At 61.6% G+C, this 17940-nt stretch carries 21 protein-coding genes; 4 read left to right on the top strand and 17 right to left on the bottom strand.

The features are described 5' to 3' along the window. The first annotated feature begins 174 nt into the window (after positions 1-174). Complete coding sequence (locus tag AC6H4Z_RS21125; RefSeq protein ID WP_497543947.1) at positions 175-2595, top strand: ADOP family duplicated permease; 2421 nt, start codon at positions 175-177, stop codon at positions 2593-2595. Positions 2596-2652: 57 nt separating this feature from the next. Here the strand turns inward: AC6H4Z_RS21125 and AC6H4Z_RS21120 are convergent, their stop codons facing one another. Beyond that, entirely contained in the window at positions 2653-3252 is a 600-nt protein-coding gene (locus AC6H4Z_RS21120) for a CGNR zinc finger domain-containing protein (protein WP_497543946.1), read from the bottom strand. A gap of 59 nt (positions 3253-3311) precedes the next feature. Here AC6H4Z_RS21120 and AC6H4Z_RS21115 point away from each other — a divergent pair, with 59 nt between their 5' ends. Next, positions 3312-4643, top strand: a complete 1332-nt coding sequence (locus AC6H4Z_RS21115) for a glycoside hydrolase family 2 (RefSeq protein WP_497543945.1) — start codon at positions 3312-3314, stop codon at positions 4641-4643. A gap of 80 nt (positions 4644-4723) precedes the next feature. Here AC6H4Z_RS21115 and AC6H4Z_RS21110 read toward each other — a convergent pair whose 3' ends face one another. The 4 genes from AC6H4Z_RS21110 to AC6H4Z_RS21095 form a co-directional block, all read right to left on the bottom strand. Then, a complete protein-coding gene (locus AC6H4Z_RS21110) occupies positions 4724-5044 on the bottom strand; it encodes a DUF4431 domain-containing protein (RefSeq protein ID WP_497543944.1) in 321 nt (106 codons plus the stop codon). A 120-nt stretch (positions 5045-5164) separates the two neighbouring features. Beyond that, positions 5165-5425, bottom strand: a complete 261-nt coding sequence (locus AC6H4Z_RS21105) for a hypothetical protein (protein ID WP_497543943.1) — start codon at positions 5423-5425, stop codon at positions 5165-5167. A 237-nt stretch (positions 5426-5662) separates the two neighbouring features. Then, the gene (locus AC6H4Z_RS21100) at positions 5663-6211 is read right to left on the bottom strand and encodes a dihydrofolate reductase family protein (protein WP_497543942.1); all 549 of its coding nucleotides are present in this window, start codon (positions 6209-6211) and stop codon (positions 5663-5665) included. Positions 6212-6256: 45 nt separating this feature from the next. Further along, positions 6257-6841: a cupin domain-containing protein gene (locus AC6H4Z_RS21095; RefSeq protein ID WP_497543941.1), complete on the bottom strand. Its 585-nt coding sequence runs from the start codon at positions 6839-6841 to the stop codon at positions 6257-6259. Positions 6842-7076: 235 nt separating this feature from the next. Between AC6H4Z_RS21095 and AC6H4Z_RS21090 the strand changes: the two genes are divergently transcribed. Continuing rightward, the gene (locus AC6H4Z_RS21090; protein ID WP_497543940.1) at positions 7077-7703 is read left to right on the top strand and encodes a DinB family protein; all 627 of its coding nucleotides are present in this window, start codon (positions 7077-7079) and stop codon (positions 7701-7703) included. Positions 7704-7726: 23 nt separating this feature from the next. Here AC6H4Z_RS21090 and AC6H4Z_RS21085 read toward each other — a convergent pair whose 3' ends face one another. The 6 genes from AC6H4Z_RS21085 to AC6H4Z_RS21060 all read right to left on the bottom strand — a co-directional run bounded on the left by AC6H4Z_RS21085 (position 7727) and on the right by AC6H4Z_RS21060 (position 13289). After that, positions 7727-8032, bottom strand: a complete 306-nt coding sequence (locus tag AC6H4Z_RS21085; RefSeq protein WP_497543939.1) for an HXXEE domain-containing protein — start codon at positions 8030-8032, stop codon at positions 7727-7729. A 56-nt stretch (positions 8033-8088) separates the two neighbouring features. Continuing rightward, positions 8089-10869, bottom strand: coding sequence for a protein kinase domain-containing protein (locus AC6H4Z_RS21080; RefSeq protein WP_497543938.1), 2781 nt, complete (start codon positions 10867-10869; stop codon positions 8089-8091). A 423-nt stretch (positions 10870-11292) separates the two neighbouring features. Next, entirely contained in the window at positions 11293-11463 is a 171-nt protein-coding gene (locus AC6H4Z_RS21075) for a hypothetical protein (RefSeq protein ID WP_497543937.1), read from the bottom strand. A 121-nt stretch (positions 11464-11584) separates the two neighbouring features. Then, complete coding sequence (locus tag AC6H4Z_RS21070) at positions 11585-12088, bottom strand: hypothetical protein (protein WP_497543936.1); 504 nt, start codon at positions 12086-12088, stop codon at positions 11585-11587. A 39-nt stretch (positions 12089-12127) separates the two neighbouring features. Next, complete coding sequence (locus AC6H4Z_RS21065; protein WP_497543935.1) at positions 12128-12547, bottom strand: hypothetical protein; 420 nt, start codon at positions 12545-12547, stop codon at positions 12128-12130. 352 nt (positions 12548-12899) lie between these two features. Further along, entirely contained in the window at positions 12900-13289 is a 390-nt protein-coding gene (locus AC6H4Z_RS21060; protein ID WP_497543934.1) for a DUF6632 domain-containing protein, read from the bottom strand. 423 nt (positions 13290-13712) lie between these two features. On the opposite strand from AC6H4Z_RS21060, the gene AC6H4Z_RS21055 reads away from it, so the two are divergent. After that, complete coding sequence (locus tag AC6H4Z_RS21055; protein ID WP_497543933.1) at positions 13713-13853, top strand: hypothetical protein; 141 nt, start codon at positions 13713-13715, stop codon at positions 13851-13853. A gap of 140 nt (positions 13854-13993) precedes the next feature. Here the strand turns inward: AC6H4Z_RS21055 and AC6H4Z_RS21050 are convergent, their stop codons facing one another. From AC6H4Z_RS21050 to AC6H4Z_RS21025, 6 genes are all read right to left on the bottom strand, one after another. Continuing rightward, positions 13994-14491 (bottom strand): DUF1579 domain-containing protein, encoded by a 498-nt coding sequence (locus AC6H4Z_RS21050; RefSeq protein ID WP_497543932.1) that lies wholly within the window; start codon positions 14489-14491, stop codon positions 13994-13996. A 136-nt stretch (positions 14492-14627) separates the two neighbouring features. Next, positions 14628-14816, bottom strand: coding sequence for a DUF7832 domain-containing protein (locus AC6H4Z_RS21045; RefSeq protein ID WP_497543931.1), 189 nt, complete (start codon positions 14814-14816; stop codon positions 14628-14630). A gap of 51 nt (positions 14817-14867) precedes the next feature. Continuing rightward, positions 14868-15611: a hypothetical protein gene (locus AC6H4Z_RS21040; RefSeq protein ID WP_497543930.1), complete on the bottom strand. Its 744-nt coding sequence runs from the start codon at positions 15609-15611 to the stop codon at positions 14868-14870. A 140-nt stretch (positions 15612-15751) separates the two neighbouring features. Beyond that, positions 15752-16150, bottom strand: coding sequence for a hypothetical protein (locus AC6H4Z_RS21035; protein WP_497543929.1), 399 nt, complete (start codon positions 16148-16150; stop codon positions 15752-15754). A gap of 742 nt (positions 16151-16892) precedes the next feature. After that, positions 16893-17216: a hypothetical protein gene (locus AC6H4Z_RS21030; RefSeq protein ID WP_497543928.1), complete on the bottom strand. Its 324-nt coding sequence runs from the start codon at positions 17214-17216 to the stop codon at positions 16893-16895. Positions 17217-17550: 334 nt separating this feature from the next. Further along, positions 17551-17931, bottom strand: a complete 381-nt coding sequence (locus AC6H4Z_RS21025; protein WP_497543927.1) for a hypothetical protein — start codon at positions 17929-17931, stop codon at positions 17551-17553. Positions 17932-17940: the final 9 nt, after the last annotated feature.

The following is a 17940-nucleotide window of genomic DNA, read 5'->3' as shown; positions in this document are numbered from 1 at the left end:
AGAGCGCGCCGAGCGCGCACAATCAATAGTCGGTCGCGATCGGCTACGCGTTTGACGGTCGAGGCCGTGCACATGCGGCGACCGCGCAGTAACGTTCAGACGGTGAGTGCCTAGAAGGACGGGCGCCGCACGTTTCGTTGCCCGTCCGGACGCTTCCCACACAGGGGTGCACGCTTGAGCCGACTTCCTCAGGACATCCGATACGCCGCGCGAAATTTGGTGCGCAGTCCGGCGTACGCATTAGCCGCGATCGCGGTCCTTGGCCTCGGGATCGGGGCCGCCACTGCGATATATGCGGTCTGCAACTCGGTACTGATCGAACGCCTCCCTGTTGCGGATGAAGACCGGGTCGTCGTGATGCGGCCGATGGATGTCGGCGGAAAACGTCTCGGTGTCCCGCAGGAATACCTCGATGAGATTCGACGCGACAGCGCGGTCGTGCGCGGCGTCGCCGGTGTTCAACGCCCGGGCAACCCCTTCCCATACCGCTACGGTGATCGGGTTGTCTCGCTGACCGCCGTCCCGGTCTCCGGCGACTTTTTCGCGTTGCTTGGCGCCAAGCCGGCAGCTGGACGCTTCATCACTGAAGACGACGCGAAGAGCGACAGCGCGCGCGTCATGGTACTCAGCTACGCGACATGGCGTCGAACGTTCGACTCGGATCCGAACGTCATCGGACGCACCGTCACCGTGCCAGATTGGGCGCTCACGATGAAGATCATCGGTGTGGCCCCGGCTGGTCTCGTGTTTCCTGCCGGCGCGGATGCTTGGGTTCCGCTACCACGCGCGGCAAAATTCGTGGGCGTCGATATCATTGCGCGATTGCAGTCGGGACGATCGGTTGCTGTCGCCCGTGATGAGATTCTTGCCCTGATCCAACGCTCCAACCCGTTCGCAGCTATCCCGGGCATCCGCCTTACGCCACGATTCTCCGGCGTCGATGCCGCTCCGCTGCATGAAGTCGTGCTGGGCAACGCTCGCCCGGCACTCATCGTGTTGGCGATGGCAGTTTCCGTTCTTCTCCTCATTGCGTGCATCAACGTCGGCGGCCTCGTGCTCGTGCGCCTCGGCAGCCGGAGTCGCGAGCTAGCTGTTCGCCGAGCCATTGGGGCGAGCGCCGCGGATCTCATGCAACTGCTCGTGATCGAGAACACGATCGTCGGGCTTCTCGCCGGCGCGCTTGGCATCGGCGTAGCGAGTGCCGCACTTCGTGTTCTCACGATGGCTGCTCCCGCTCAGCTCCCGCGACTCGATGCGATCGAGCTCGCCGGAACGCCGATTGGAATAGGTGTCGCGGCGACGCTCGTCGCGATGGTGGTGTTCGCCTCGTTGCCCGTTTTCGTCGCCGCGCGCGTCGCGCCCTACTCCGTTCTTCGCGCGGACTCCCGCGCCGGGGTAGGCAAGACGGCGGCCCGAGGACGGCGGGTCCTCGTGGCTTCGCAAGTCGCGCTGGCCGTCGTGCTCCTTGGGGGTGCGGCCCTACTTGCGAGAACTCTAAACCACCTCGTTCGCATCGACCTCGGCTACGATCCGGGTCATCTGTCCGTTCTCTTATTCAGTTCCACGCCGAAGATCGACGCCAGTGTGCAGCAGGATTTCGAGCTCGGCCACCATTTGACGGCGCGATTCTCATCCGTGCCCGGAGTGGTTGCGGCCACCCCGATCGAGAGCATGCCGTTCAAGGGTTCTGATACCTTTATCGCAAGGCTAACGCGTGCTGACCTGCCCCAAGCCGAGGCCGACAAGGCCCCACTCGTCCCGTTCGAGTATGTCGGACCGGACTACTTTCGGACGTTCAGCGTAGCAATCGTCAAGGGCAGAGCCTTCCAATCGAGCGACACCAAGTCGTCGCCGTATGTGGTAATCGTCAGCGAGTCATTCGCGCAGAAGACGTGGCCTGGGAAGGATCCGATCGGGATGAGATTGCGAAGCCCGTTCGACACGAGCGGCAAGGCTGCCACCGTGGTTGGCATCGCGCGCGACACGCACTTTCGAGATCTCCGAAGTGCGACGTCGGTGGTGTACTTCGATTGGGAACAGGTGAATCCCTTCTGGAGCGGATTGATCGCAGTGCGTACGACCGCTCCACTCGCCGCGATGCTCCCAGCGCTGCGCCGCGCGACCGCGGACATCAGTCCGACTGAAGTGATGATCTGGAAGACGCACACGATGGATCAGTTGCTCGACGCGCCGCTGGCACAACCGAGACTCGATGCGCTCTTGTTGGGCGCATTCAGTGTGATCGCGCTCCTTCTGTGCGCCATCGGCCTCTACGGGGTGATGGCCGCGTCGATTCGCGCGCAGCAGCGCGAGCTCGGCGTGCGCCTCGCGTTGGGCGCGTCCCCGCGGGACATCGGCCGACTCGTGTTGGTGGACGCCGCTCGCATCGTCGGCGCCGGTGCCGTGATTGGTCTCGTCATCGCTCTCCTCACGGGGCGTTTACTCGAATCGCAACTGTTCGGTGTTCAGCCCACCGACCCCCTCTCGATCGGAGGCGCTTGCCTCGCGCTTCTTGCGATCGCACTTCTTGCGGTTTGCGTCCCCGCTTGGCGGGCAACGCGCGTGGATCCGATCGAAGTGCTGCGGGCGGACTGAGCGTAGCGACATCGATCGACTTCAACGTACGGTTCGGATGTGCGGCGGAGGACTTAGTTAGACCAAGCCAGCTTCGCGCCGGTAGTAATTGCGGGCCTTATTCCGATTGCCACAGTCGGCCATGCTGCACCACCGCCTTTTCCGCGCGTTAGAACGGTCTAAGAACAGCCAGCCGCAGTCTGCGGCTTCGCACTGGCGGACCAAGCCGCGCGAAGCGGACGTGAGAAGATCGGTTGCGGTCGTGAGGACAGGATAGAGCAGATAGTCGGTAGACCGCGCATTCGCTCGCCAAGCCCAGCCAACTTCTGCTCCGTCGACGGATAAACGCCGCTTGGCGGAGCAGACGTGCAATGCATTGCCAACCCGAGCAAGTGTGTCGGTCGGGATCGGGTCACCGCTGGCAATTGAATGGAATACGGCAAAGAGCTGTTCGCGGACGGCGCGAATGTGCTGCAGTGCCGCGGTTCCCGGCCGCGGGCCTAGGTTGATTGCCGCCCGCTCCGGCAACTGAGCCTGACTCGCCCACCGATGTACATCCTCGGCGCGTTGCAGATGGTCATGCTTCTTCTCCGGATCCGCTCGAAACGCCACCGTGTTGACGAAATCGAGCGCGAGATGTCCGGCGACGAACTGGAATCTGTAAACCCCGCTGTCCATGGCTTCCGTCCTGTTCAACCGTATGATCATATTCTATGCGGTTATGGTAGTCTAACCGCATGAAGCGACTTCGTATGGTTAACACGCCAAGAGCATCAACCGATCCGACTCAACGAAAGCAGATCGCCTGGATCGTCATCGCGGCGCTGTTGATCTTCGTCGTCGTGGTTGCCGACCTCGCGATAGGCGGCCGTCCTGATCCGCCAACGCTGCGCGCCACAGCGACGTTGCTCGATGGCACGTGGCGATTTCGGACCGGCGATGACCTGCACGGGGCGGAAAGCAATACCGACGATCGTAGCTGGGAGACGATCGATATGACCGCCTCGCCGGGTAGCCACGACGACGATGTGGGGCTGCCCGATTACGTCGGCGGCTGGATGGCGCATGGTCACTCCGGCTATCACGGCTACGCCTGGTACCGGCGTGCGGTGACGGTGCCGGCAGGGCGCGCATCGTGGGACATTCTCGGGCCGACACTCGTCGAGCACGGCTACGAGCTCTATTGGAACGGCCAGTTGTTGGGCGGTTCTGGCCGGATCGGCGCGGTTCCCAGAGTCGTCGGCACACGGCCGCTGCGCTTTGCGCTCCCCGCTGATGCAGCGGGAACTCGCGGTGTTCTCGCCATCCGTGTCTACATGCTTCCTGGTTCCGGATCCAGCGCAGACGGCGGCGGCATGCATAGCGCGCCGATTCTAGCGCCGCGGCCGATCAGCGATGGGCTCCACCGCGCACATTGGGGGCGAACCATTGCAGGCTACATCGCCGATGCCGTCGAGCCGCTCGCGATGTTGGTGCTCGTGGGCTTGGCGCTCGCGTATCGGTCGCGGAACAACTATGATGGTTTTCTCATCATTGCAAGCATTGCACTCGCGTTCATGGCAGAGCGGCGCCTCAACAATGCGATCGTCGCGTGGACCGACCTGCAGGACCTGAGGACGTATGCATGGCTCGCGTCGTGGATGTGGGTGCCGGCAGTGGCTGCATGGGCCCTAGCCTGGAACCGTTGGTGCGCGCGACCGTGGCGAAGCATCGATCTGTCGGCGGTGTTACTGGCGGCCGCAGCGATGATCGGGGCTGTGCTCCATTCTGCGAGCGTAACGCGCGTTGCGCGACTCGGGTTGATCGCGCTGTTTGTCGTGATCGGCGTGCGCATGGCGCGGGGCGGGACGATGCGAATTCTGGCGCTCGCCACGTTGGCGTCAATTGTGGTCGGGCTATTCGGTGGCGAACTGCTCGATCCGATCGGCGTGCCGGGCATCTGGTTTCCGTTCGGCATAGGCGTCTCTCGGACGCAGTACGTCTACGCCATAGTCATCCCGCTCCTGGCCGTATTGATCGTACGCACCTCGACTTCAATCGCGAATGCCGACCCGGTTAGCACGCGATGAACAGGTTGGCGACCGTCCGGGTTCGTCAACGGTGGAAATGTGCGCCACGATTATTCGGCGCTCGTTGGAGCGAGGCCACGTCATTGCTCGCCGCGCACAGGCTTGAAAACCATCAAGAGTATCGGCGCGTGATGGTGGCCGGTGATTGCCGCGAACAACGTACCGCGGAGACCGACCGATTTGCCGAGTGATGGTCGGAGTCGAGCGTAGCCGGCAGAATCGAGTACAAGCTGCACGAGCCGCACGTCGGCTTTCGCTTCGTTGTCACGGTCGGCGACTGTGCAAACTGCTTGCGGGAGTTGGAGATAGAAGCCAGTCTCCTTTTCGTCGTGGTTCGGATCCTCTCCGTAGCCCGGTGCGCCGTAGAACGTCCGTCGCGTGAGCTGGCCCGTAAGACTCACCGTATCGGGTTCGTACCGAAGGCAAGCAGGCCTAGGCGAGGCATTCGCCATGGGCAGCAGAGGTACAATGGCCAACAGGAGGGTCATCAATGTGGGTGTCACAACGATGTGCGGAGCGGTTTACGTCGGTGTGGCGGAATCCTCGAGTCCACGCGACGCCACATGAGCCAACGGGCGCGCAAGAAGCAAGAGCAGCACCCCGGCGAGGGCATACACGCCCCAGGCAAAAAGGACGCTGCGAATGTCCGTGGCGCCGTCGGATGCCTTGGTTGCGCCGGAGGCGGCCTTTAGGACTCCCCACAGAATCATCGGCGTCGCATAGACTAGCGCGATGATTCCCATCGCCCGGATGAACACGATCGCCAGCTTGGTATAGGTCACCTGTGCTCCGTTAGAGAGTTTGCTGCCATTCATCGGGCTGAAACCGGCGCACACTTGGCATCAGTACTAGCTCCGTCGTCACCTGCGACGATTGTAAATCCGACAAAGAGAAGTAAGTCGCGCGAAATGCACAGTGATTCCTTATCAGCTGAAACGATCGATAGCCAGCAGATGGATTGATCGCGATGAGCAACGCGAAAGTCTAAATAGAAGACTCACACGGCCGGCGGAACAGTATCAGCCTGGGACACACGTCACGCGCACTGCATCCTCACCAACACGATCGCTGGCAATAATGCGGAGCGGCGGCCTGGCGCCAGCAAAGTACGGCTTGCCGCCGCCAAGCACGAAGGGACGGAAGTAGAGGCGATACTCGTCGATGAGACCGAGGTCGGTGAGACTCGCCGCCAACACAGGTCCTGCGACGTCGATTTCACCGTCGACGTCCTGCTTCAGTCTGCGGACAAACGCGTCGAGGTTTTCCCCGACGAGGGTGGCGTTCGCGCCGACCGATTTCAGCGTACGTGAGACGACCCATTTCGGCAGCGCTCGCCACGCCGCCGCGAAGTCGTGATCGTCCGCATCCCACTCCGGTCGATCCTCATCCCAGTAGCGCATGATCTCGTAGATCCGTCGGCCGTACAAGCAGCCGGCCAGGCCTCGGACGTGATCCGTGAAATGACGGCCAAGCGCTACGCCAGGCGGAGGCAACTCATCCAGCAGGCCCGCAACGCCATCAACGTAGCCGTCGAGGGACTGCATCATGCCGAAAACAAGCTTAGCCATTCCCTCATACCTCCACGTCGGTGTCCGCACGGCATCGACAAACGCTCAGCGTAAATACCGGTCGTAGACCGCCCTATATCCCAACGCTTCTGCAAGTCGGCCGAACGTGGCAGTTAGAGCCACTTGCAGTGGGATTGGCATGCCGACGTCAAAGCTGCCGTGCTTCGTGTACGCGCGTCCCGTCGCAACGAGTTGCAACGGGTTTCTCGGCATCCCCTTCTTTCCGATGCGCCCCTCGCGCGCGAGTCCATGGATTGTCGCATAGGCTCCGAGCATCTCGTCCACCGCCCCCGGGGCCGAAGCGCCGAAATCACTCGTCTGCCTGTAGACCATTTTGCCTGATCCCACGTTCCACGGATGTAAGTGGGCAACGTTCGGCGGCATGACGACACTTTCCCCAGCCGCGAGCCGGAATTCCTTGGCTCCCAGTCGGTAGGCAGCCGAGCCCTCGAGAATCTCAAAGGTCTCCGTCCATGTTCGATGCAGGTGCGCTATAAATGCAGCCGCGGCGCCTTCCGGACAATGAACTTCGAGCACCCACCCGCGGCCCGATGTCTCTCGAGCGCCTTGCAGCACGACAGTACGAGTCTGCGTAACTGGGTCCGTGGTCTCGAATCCCGGGCTGATCATGCATACTCCCTATGAGGAAGAGTGACGTATTCGGGTGGCGACTCGGCCTATTCGCGCCTAGGTCCTGCTAGAAGAAACCCGCCTCCGTGACATCCGCAACATCATCGAGTAAGTCTTTTTGCGCGTTGACCAGATGCAGGGGAGGAGCGGCTGGCGATGCCGAGCCCGACACCGCTGCAAGTCCGCGGGAAGGGCTTTCCGAGTGTACTAGCGCGCGTCGTTGGCCGCGCGCATCATGAATCGCATCGAGAAAGTCTTTTACGGAAACTCGGAGAACAATATGAAGATGCTTGCGGCAGTTTTGGCGTTGGCGCTTCCCGTTGGCCTGTTTGCTCAGACACCGGCTGCGCCCGCAGCGGATCCGATCACGGCGGCGTTCCGTGTTCGGACAATGGGCCTCCAGCGCAACTTGGCACAGGCGTTCGATTCAATTCCAGAATCAAAGTTCGGTTACAAACCGACGCCGGCGCAGCTGACGATCGGGTACATCGCGCAGCACTTGGCGAGCGACAATTATCTGTTCTGTAACAACTTTGGCCCGATGAAGGCGACGATCGCGGCGAAGGACACCACGACCGCAGACTCGATCAAGGCAAAGTGGCCAAAGGACACGCTCGTCGCGAAGGTTAAAGCATCGTTCGCCTTCTGCGAGAGTGCATTCGCACAACTCAATGATGCGAAGTTGGCGGATGAGATCACGATGACGTTCGGCGGAACGTCGCGGAAATCATCGCGGGCGCAGATGGTGCTCGGCCACGCGCTCGACATGGCGGATCACTACAGTCAGTTGGCGAACTACATGCGGCTGAACAACATCTTGCCGCCGAGTGCGTTGCCGAGGCCGGGGCGCGGGGGGAACTAGCGCGTTCGTAGGGAGGACGGTTGCTACCGTCCTTCCTGTCGAAAGTACGGTCGCGACTTCACGAGCAACATCACGATTGGAAACGCGAGTGTGAGGCCGCCGATCACGAGGCCGAGCAGTGCGGTGCGAATGTCGGCGACACCGGTGCTCAGTGCGGTCCAATACGTGGCAATGCTAAGTGGGACGAAGAAGAACGTTCCCGTGAACAGGCCGGGAGAATATCGCCCTCGTGTGCGGATGAATGGGAAGATGTGCATCAGCACTGCATTGATCAGTTCCAATCCGGCGTAGGTCAGCACGGCCAAGGGGAGCGAGGATATGCGCCGCATATGCCGCCATCCCCAACCAAGCTAGAGTCTCCATCGTCATTTGGTGGCGACGCTGTTCATCGCCGCTTCAACTTCGCGCGCAGCTCGTCGAAGAAGTTTTGCACGACCACGAGCTTCGGCGTCCCCGCCATCTCGGCCCAGCTGTTATCTCGCACCATCAGAAAACGCTGATCATCAGGCGTGATCGCAAACGTGCCCGGAGAAAGGGAGCCGTAGCGGACTCCAGCGGGCACCGCGAATAGCACGCGGGGCGGCTCCGCCGAAAAGGGCGGACCCGGATTGATCCTCACTGCGTTCATCTTCCCGCCAGCGACGAAGAACAGCTCGTGCCCGTTGTGCGCCCAGAGCGGAGCACTGCCACCGCCCCTTGAAACTTGCCACTTGCCGCCGCTCACATCGGGGAATGGGCGGACGAACACCTCATTCGTGCCCTGCTCGTTCGACACGTACGCTATCCAATGGGAATCCGGCGATAGCGCCGCGGCCCTTTCGTCGAATCCCGTTGCCACGATCGCGCGCGCCGCGCTATCGGTTCCTGGGTGCGCTGCGAGGATGTCTCCCTGTACCGAAGTCCCGGCCGATTTGGTTTCGCCGAGCACGATCCACCGGCCGTCAGGACTCGAGAACGCGTCAGTCGGACCGTCCTTCGCCCAGAGGAGCTTTGGTTCTCCGGTGCCGTCGGCGGGCTGCTCCCAGACGTTGAACGATTTCGCCGGCCGAGTCGTGCCGGTCGGAGTGGGCCGGTCCGAGAGAAACGTGATGGATCGTCCGTCTGGCGTCCAAGCGGGCGATCGATCCTCGCCGGGGTGCAACGTGAGCCTCGACACCGGCCCAGTCGGCAACTGCTTGATCCAGATATCAGTGCCAAGCTCAGTCAGCTGCGTGAGTGCGATGCGGCGTCCGTCCGGCGACAGTGCAAGTCCCCAGTCATTCTCTATAGGGCCGGCGTACGTTCCTCCCGTATTCACGTGCCACGAGGAATCCACCGGCTCGACCTGCCCCGTTCGATTCACCCACACCAGGGCGGCATTTGGCACTGGCCCAGGCGCGAATTCCTGGCGGCCCAGTAGATAATATGCGGTTCCGTCGCCCGAGACTAAGAATCCCGGAGCCTGAACTCCGTCGAGCACAGGCACCGGCTTCCCGCTCGGGGCAAGCGCCGAATTGTCCCACGGCGCAGCCATGAGAGTGCCGGAGCTCGTCAGGTACAGCACGTGTCCGGAGGGAACGTACCAGGCACCGATGGCATCATCGAACAGCGCCCGAACCGTATCCCGCCGCGCGTCGTACACGTACACTCGGCTCGGACGACAACTGACGCTCCCCACGCACGTCGTCATGTGTGCCGAGAACAGGAAGCCGCGCGAGGACGGGAGTGGTGTGGGCAACCACGGGTAGCGGTCGCCGACCATCGCGGATGAAACGATCACCTTCGACGTGGGTTCTCCGGAGCGCACGCGACGAAGCGCGTGGCCGCCGATGTCGTAGTACACGATCGAACCGTCTTCCAGCCACGCTCCACGATTGAAGGTCGCGTCGACTGAATCCGCGAGCTTCAGGGACGTTCCGCCCGTGCTCGGGATCCGCCGCAGTTGGCCGTTTGCGACGAATCCGATCCACGCACCGTCGGGCGAGAAGAAAGGTCCAGAGCCACCTTCCGTGCCGGCGAGCGGGTGCGCGGCCACTTCGTCGCGGCCCTTGATGTAGAGTTGTCCCGGCCCCGTCAACGGATCACGAAATACTAAAGACGCTCCGTCGGGTGAGAGCGCTGCCTCGACCGCGAACGTGAGTCCGTCGAGGTTACCGGCAGCGCCCAGTGTGGTGAGATAACGGGCGACGGATGTCGTTCGACTCGGGCGAACCCAACCCCAGATGGCCAACGCGCCGATCAGCATGGTGACGGCGATCAACGCAGGCAGCGCGATCCGTCGGGAAGCGAAGCGCGCGACGCCGATGTTCGTGGCACCCGCGACGGGCACCGTGAAAGCGGGATTATGAAGCGCTTCGGAAAACGCTTTTGCGCTGTCGAAACGGTCCGCTGGTAGCTTCTCCAGGGATCTCGCTACCGCTGCCGCGACGTGCGGTGGTACCGCCTTGCGCAGTTCTCTGACCGGCCGGGCTACGTCGGTCACGATCTTCATGATGATCATCTGCGCCGACGAGCCGGTGTGCGGCGCCTCGCCCGTCAGCGATTCGAACAGTACGGAGCCGAGCGAGTAGATGTCCGAGCGGCTGGTGATGTGCTTCTCCGCCGTCGCTTGCTCTGGCGACATGTAGTGCGGCGTGCCCAACGACAACCCCGTCTCCGTCATCCGGCCGCCGGCCGCGGCGCTCACCGCCAGCGCAATTCCGAAGTCTGCGACGATCGCGCGACCGTCGCGCAAGAGGATGTTTTCGGGTTTGATGTCCCGATGAATAACACCTTGCTCATGCGCATACTGTAATGCAGCCGCTACCTCCGTGGTGATCCTCACCGCCTCGTCGATACCGAGCTGCTGCTCGCGGTTGAGCTTTTCTCTGAGCGTTTCGCCCTGGATGTACGGCATGACGTAGTACAAGAACCCCGTGCTGCCGTGCACCGTCGTGGTGCTGCCGCTGTCGTACAACGGCAGAATGTGCGGGTGCTGGAGTTGTGCAGTGGTCTTGATCTCCTGCACGAACCGGTCGGCGCCGAGGGCCGCGGCGAGCTCGGGCCGCAGGACCTTCAGCGCAACTTTGCGGTCGTGCTTCAGATCCTCGGCGAGATAAACGGTGGCCGTGCCGCCTTCGCCGAGTCGGCGCTCGATGCGGTAGCGGTCGGCGAGCGCGATGGAGAGGGTTTCGGTGATTTCAGCCATGCGCCTCGTTCAGCGTGCAGCGTGACACTGCGTTGTGGTCCGGTCTACTCGTTGGTTGACCAGGGACTCAGTTCGGGGAGCGTTCCGGTCCACCGTGCGGAGTACGCCCGTGTGCCGATCGTCTTCGAACACCCCCCAAGCTCGAGGGCGGAGAGTTCGTCACCGGCCTCGACGACCGCTGGCACGGAGACTCCCCCCTTTAGAGTAGCGCGGTGAGGCCTAAGGCCCTAGGTCACCTTCGGGGCGAACCAAAGAGAGCGCGCGGCGGAGCCGCGCGCCATCCTTAGCTCGCCTAGTCGCCGACCGCGACTGGCGGCGGCGGTAGGCGAATCGTCCGATCACCCGAGGCTTCTTGCGCCGACCGAACTGACGATCCGCCCGTTCTGGCCAATGGGCGCGCGTGGAAGCGTCGGGGTGCGGATATCACGTTGGCGGCGTCCGGAATGCAGACACCAACAGCAACGTGGCAATCGGTCCAAGGAGCAACGACAGCAGAAACCAATTCACTCCGGATCGTCGCCGTGATTGCGCTAGGCCTGCGTTGATCAACGCCAACGTGCCCCATCCAACGGCATAGTTGCTTGATTCGTTCATGAGGTCGCCTTTGAGTGGCTTGTTTGCCTGTCTGACGCCCGAGCTTAGTCGCAGGCGAATCAAATAGGAGTGAATGCGCAGTATTCACAATCCTTAAATTGCTCGGCACCTGCAGCGGACGTTAGACCGTGCGATCGAGATGTCGATGCACAAACTCCGCAAGTGCCTCAGGAAGGGGTTGGCCACTCCTGCGCGCACGCTTACGGAGGCGCTTCGCCATTTGGCGGCATCGTTCGGGCGTCGATTCCGCCTCAGCATCAAGTACCTCGGCGATGTACGTCGGAGGAAACCGGAGCACCTGTTCATCTCCCAGCCAGGAGCGCCCGCGCCGTTCAAGTTGGCTGAAGCTGAAAACGGCGACTACCGACGCGATGAAGAGGTAGAATAGCCCCTCTCCGGACCACGTCGAACGGAACTCGACATTTGATCCTCGCCCGGTGTGCCAGCCGCCGTTCGTCTCAATGATGCCGATTGCGAGCGCGAGAAAGTATCCGTACCAGCCAATGAGCTCACTCGCGAACCGTCCCCATCGATGCCGGCCGAAGCGGCGAAGAACGTGAGCCCGAACGAGAAAGGCCAAGCCGGCAGTGCCCAGCGCAACGAGTATCCAAGCCGCGTCAGTCACGACTCGAATAGAGTGGCCGGTGCATCGAACTCCCGCCGCTCACTCCGGTGCAATGAGCGTCTCTATTGCGCGCAATACTGACGGCGGCACCGTCGTCGCGGCCCATGCATACTGCACGGCGAACACGGCGCCGGCGAAACCGAGGGCGAATACGAACCGCTCAACAACTGCGCCGGGCACGAGCCCGAAGGCTGTGACGCCTATTCCGGCCGCGCTGACCCAGAGACGCGAGAATGCCGGGATTGTCCGAACTATCAATCGCTCGTGCCGCCGTTGAATGACCAATTCGCCCGCTCGCATCCAGTTTACGAGCGTGAAGCGACCCGCCGCCGGGTTGGCAGGCACGTGGCATCGAACGACATCCGCGCTAATCGCATCGAGTTGAAGACCCTGATCCTGCAGTGCATTCGCAAGGGCTGGCAACGATATCGTGGCGAGATTCCGAGAGTGTAACGTCATCGCTGTTCTGCCTTTCATCCGTACTTCAAATGTGGCTACCTAACGCGCAGCTCCGGCGCTCGGCGGTTGCAGCGTTGGGTTAGTGAGCGGATCTCGGAGGTCGCGAGCGACGGTCCGGTGAATTCGGATCAGTATCCCCCGGCGCCGAGTCTTGCTCATCGAGCGATGCCTTCTCGGGCCGACGGGTGAAATCAATCATCCACCCAAAGATCTCGAGGAAAATCACAAGAGCGTCGCCAATCGACTCCAACATTCGCGTGGCCTCCGCTCGCCCAATGCTCTACGTAAGCTGTAAGAGAATCATATAAGAGTGCTCGTGGGGCGACCACCATTTAATGGCCCGTTGACAGCGTCATTGTTCGCTAGGCGGCTTGGGCGCTCTTCGCGGCGTTAAGATGGCCAAAACCGCGGCCGCGATGAATAGCGCAGGAACGTCGGCGACGAGGTGACCGTGATCCTGCGAACCCGAGAGCGCTTGAACCGCCATGACGGTTCCGTGCACGAAACTCGACCAGATGGCGAACCAGATTAGGCTGAGATGACGGAGGGGGTCTCGCGCGGCGATCAGCAGGAAGATCCCAAGCGTGAAGTAAATGCCGACTATCATCTGCTCATAGCGAGGGTGGTGAGGTTCCCACCTCCACCCCGCTGGCCAAATGAGCATCAAAGGGCCGAGCGCCATGCAGACGATTCCGAGCGCGAGGAGCGAGATTCGTAGAGCCTGCAGTCGGCGAGGTTTCATGGTTGAGAAGCGAATGCAAAGCATTCGCGATCCTTAAAATCACTTGTGACCGGCAACGAACCGCCCGCCGAGGCGTGGGCGACTAAAAATTGGGGCACCAGGCCATAACGGGCCACGTCGAGGACGAAGGCCATCCCGCGCCAGTGCGGATCGTTCCGGACATGTCGCTGCCTGTTGTCGCGCGCAATATGCCGAAACAAGCGCGTTGCCTCCACGTGTCTACCTCCGTCGTATCCACGCCCAGTTGCTCGCGAAATAGAGCGACGCGCATCGCTCGGACCCGACCGCGCGTCCCTGATCGGAGCTGGAGACGAACACTATATGCGCCGACACAAAAGTGCGCGGTGGGATTGCACCGCGCCCTGGGCGACAAAATAGTCGCCCTCGCTTCAGCGTTCGTTAGCGCGCAGGTACACGGGGGCCATGCAGCGGTCGCGCTTCGTCGAAATCCGCCTCACTGTTGCACCAGATCAAAGTCCAAAGGTGCGACTTGCCGAGGCGACGCAGCGCCTCGTGACGATGAGAACCGTCGTGCATGCCGAGCGGGACATTGCGCTGGCCTAACGCTCAAATTCAGCTGCAAAGAATTCTAATACGAGTGCGCGAGCAATCGCGCACCATCAATAGCGATCCTTTGGCAGCTTCAACGTTCGTTAGGCGCTTGACGCAAGGGACTCCGAACTGCGCCGGCGGCAGCGCGAGACCTATAGCCGCGCGCCGGCCCGACGAAAATCCATGGTCCAGTTGATTTCCCAGCTGGTGCCGGCATCGCCTGAAAATGCTTGCTCCCATCGCGGGTTGGTGAGGTCCGCAGTGAACCAGTTGAAACGAATTCGGATCGGCGCACCGTTAAGCGTGTCATCGGCGTAGAACGTGCCGACACCTTCGTCGAACGAGCCCACAACCGGCACGTCGATTTGACCAGGCGCTCGCGCATCAAGCCACCAGATGGACCATTGCCCGCTACGCGGGTCGAACGAGCGCAATGCGATTGCCCGATACGACCCATCCGGAAGATGGAGCAGGTTGTCTTCTACGTTGCCGTACCCGCCCAGGACCTTTTGGGTCGACATCTCGCCATCGAATTCGACCCAGTCAGTACAGCCTACGAGCCTTTCTCGAAGACGGCGGTGTCTTACCTGCCAATCGCCGACGGCGAAATCAAAATCGGAGGGGGCGTTCGCTGCGGTTCGAAGTCCCACGTTGTTGTTCCTTCCAAGGATTCGTCACTATGTGGCAGCGTACCGCCTGAGTTCAGCTGCAGGCGAGTCAAATAAGAGTGCATGCGAAGCATGCGCAATTCTTAAATCGCTTGTCAGCTGCAATGTTCGTTAGACGTCACGGTCGAGATGCCGACTTCCAGGCCGCGTATCGCGCGCCGATGACCGCCCGGAGCCCCCGGTAATTCGCCTCCGAATACACCACATGAAACTCAGACGGTAGTGTGCGCTGCAGAGCCCGCGCGTAATCCTTTAGATACTGGCCGTGCTCGAAATCGAAGTAGAACCGCGCGAACGCGTTGCCCACCGCGCCCGTCAGCGGCAGCGCACGTTAGACGACAGGCGCTTGGGGACGGCCCTATGGAATCCGGCGCTTATTGGCTTCGTCCCAGAGATACCGGGATTTGTCTCGCCGTATCACTGCCATCACGTCCGTGCGAGACGACAGCCCGGCGAAGCCGCCGAGTGCCGCGCGCGTTGCCCTCGCCGTCGCTGCGGTATCAAGTTGCGGTCGCTCAGCGAGGCGAAAAACAAGCACTGGCTCGTAGGAACCTGCGACCTCGGCGTCTGGGGCGGAAGTGCCGGCCGTCTCGGAGAGCCCCTCCTGACCGACAAGCGACGGAGCTCGCGCTGCTGATAGGTTGAGCGGCTGCAAGAAAACGAACTGCGGTCGGCTGAAGTACTTCTCGACACCTCGTTGGGTAACGCGGTACACGTCCAGGCCTTGGGCACAGCAGCCGAGATCTTCGCCGAAAAGAAAGACCAGCGTGCCAGCGCCGGGAAATCGCCCAACAAAGACGACGCGAGACTGTATCAGGTTGCCGAGGAGGCTCTGATCTCCCGGTGATGCAGCGTCCCAGTTTCCGGTTAAGACATGCTTGCCCGCGCGCGAAAGCCGTAGCTCCAATCGATCATACGCGCCCGGACCGTCCGGATGCGTGGTCGGATGCACGATGATCTCGTCGCGAAGGCCGTCGCCATCGAGATCGAGTCGATGCCGCTCGATGCGAGCGGTTGGCGGAGCGGATCGGGATTGTGCGAGTGCGCTTGTGGACGTCGATAGCATGCAGGCGATGGCAGCGGCCAGATAGGATATTCTCATGATTTGCGACAAACCCCGGTTGTCGTCTAACGCGCGAGCTAAGCTGCAAAGGATTCAAATAGGAGTTGCGGCGAAGCCGCAACGATTCGATAGCGATCCTTTGTCAGCTGCAGCGTTCGTTAGCCGGCCGCGTCACCGGACTAATCGGTGGGATGTTCGAGGCGATCGAGCACCTCGTAAAGGCGAAGGCGAAGATAGTTGGCGCGCGGCACCATCCAGTCGGGAACAGTTCCGAGTTGGAACCATCCGAGTGCGCCGATTGGGACCGCGAGGATCAGGAGAAACCAGCCGTTAGAGTCGCCTCGTACAATGCTGAACAATCCGAAGGCGGCGAGGGCGATGGCAGCCGGTCGAGCAGTCGCAGTGCGAGTCACGCGGAGTTTGACGACGGCCCCGTTGCCGTGCGGGAGAACCTCGCCGCGAAGCCGCACCGTGCCCATCCGCCCCTCACCACCCTCGAAGCGGAGTTCAAACGCCGGCGCGTCGATCCGAGCGGTCACGCGCAAGACCCCCGCCGCGCGGAGATTGGCCGGAATCACGGACTCTCGCCATTCGCGAAAACGCGTCGTGAATCGCAGACAGAACCAGGTTCGGCTGCGCCGTCGTGTCTCGGGTTGCTCTCAGTTCATCCAAAGTCAGATGGTCCGGCTAACGCCCCAGTTCAGCTGCAAAGGATTCCAATAAGGGTTTGGCGCGGAGCGCCAAACAACTCAATCGCGATCCTTTGTCAGCTACAACGTCCGTTAGACGTCAGCCACACAGATCGCGAATCCATGTCGCGAGTCGCGGGACGGTGGAAAGGGTATCGAAAGGATAACCAGGTCCGTGAGTTTTCCGAACCACGCGACGAACGACGCGACCATGCTCGTCATAGTACACGCGCTCCTCTTGATGCGTGCCGTTCACAGCCCCTCGTCGAGCGATAGCAAAGCGTGCGTGCCCAACCGTGTCGAAATACGTGGCCACTCGTTCTAGATGATCGTCCGTACCGCCTTCGGTGTCCAACAGGCGGACGCGCTGTCGACGATCAGTATATATCGCGCCGTGCGCCTCGAGACTGTCGGGCGGGCAATGTACGGTTGTATCGCGGCGTGTTAACTGCCGCTGCCTCAACGCTGCCTCAACATCTTGATATAGCGATTGGGCCGTGCGTTCGGCGGATGCATTGGCCGAACGCGCCGACGATTGTGCGACGAGGGGGAACGGAAAGAAGAACCCCAATCCGACGACGACGTATCTTGGCTTCATCGAGATAGATATTGACGCCTAATGCCGACAGCTTCAGCGTTCATGCGGTTGGATCTCAAACGGATCGACGTCTTCGTCCGATAGTGACGTGTCCACATCGACAGCGCGCTCTCGGGCTTGGACGAGCCGCTCAACCCTCGCCTCCGCGACGCGCGCCTCACCCCAAAGATCGTCGAGCTCGTGGCCTTCTTCCGCGTGATCAATCCTCCGATATAGTTGCCGAAGAGATCGGCGCGCGGTGAATTCCTCGTTCGAGGGGAGCGATAGCATCCACGGTTGCGGCTCGTCCGGATTGTACATCCAACAGAAGCGATCGTAGTTCGCCTGCGCCTCCACGAGCGAAATGCCGTCGTCCATCGGAGTGTTGATCGCCCCGGGATCGCGATTCTCCCACTCGCACAGCCGACAGACGGGGGTCAGGATAACGGCGCGTTCTGATAGCGTATCGCTATCCAATAGAATATCGCTATCGAGTGATGGGGCGCCACAACAAGCACACCGTAGTCGCGAGTGCGGGCCGAACGTGCCGTCCGAATTGAGCGCGGCCCGCGGAATCTCTTCGCTCATGCCTAGGCTAAACGGAAAGTGTGGTTGTCGGCTAACGTCCGAGCTAAGCTGCAAAGGATTCAAATAACAGTTGCGGCGAGGCCGCAACATATCAACAGCGATGCTTTGTCAGCTTCAGCGTTCGTTAGGCTGACGGCGGTAGGGGCTCGGATGCCAGGATCGCTCGCGCGGTCGCGACGATTTCCTGCTCGATCGCTTCGCGCCGATCGGGATAGTCCTGCCAAAGATCATCTAGGTAGATGAAGACAGACAGATCGTCAGGCTGCCCGGTGTCATGCCAAACGCGCCACAGCCGATGCGCACCCTCAAGTGGCGGCAAGTCGCCGGAGGCAACCGCTGTCAGGGTTTGGCGACGCAGGTAGTACCTGGCCTGCTCAGGGCTTAGCGCCGGCCGTCCAAGCACTTCGATCGCCGCCTCGAACAACTCCGCCGAGTCACGAAGAGTCGGGCGATGCAGACCCGCGAGTTCGCGGATTGGTTGACTATCAAATCCTGCATCGAGCATTGCACAGGC

The organism is Leucogemmata humicola (assembly GCF_055379415.1).
This window is presented reverse-complemented; position numbering and strand designations above follow the sequence as displayed.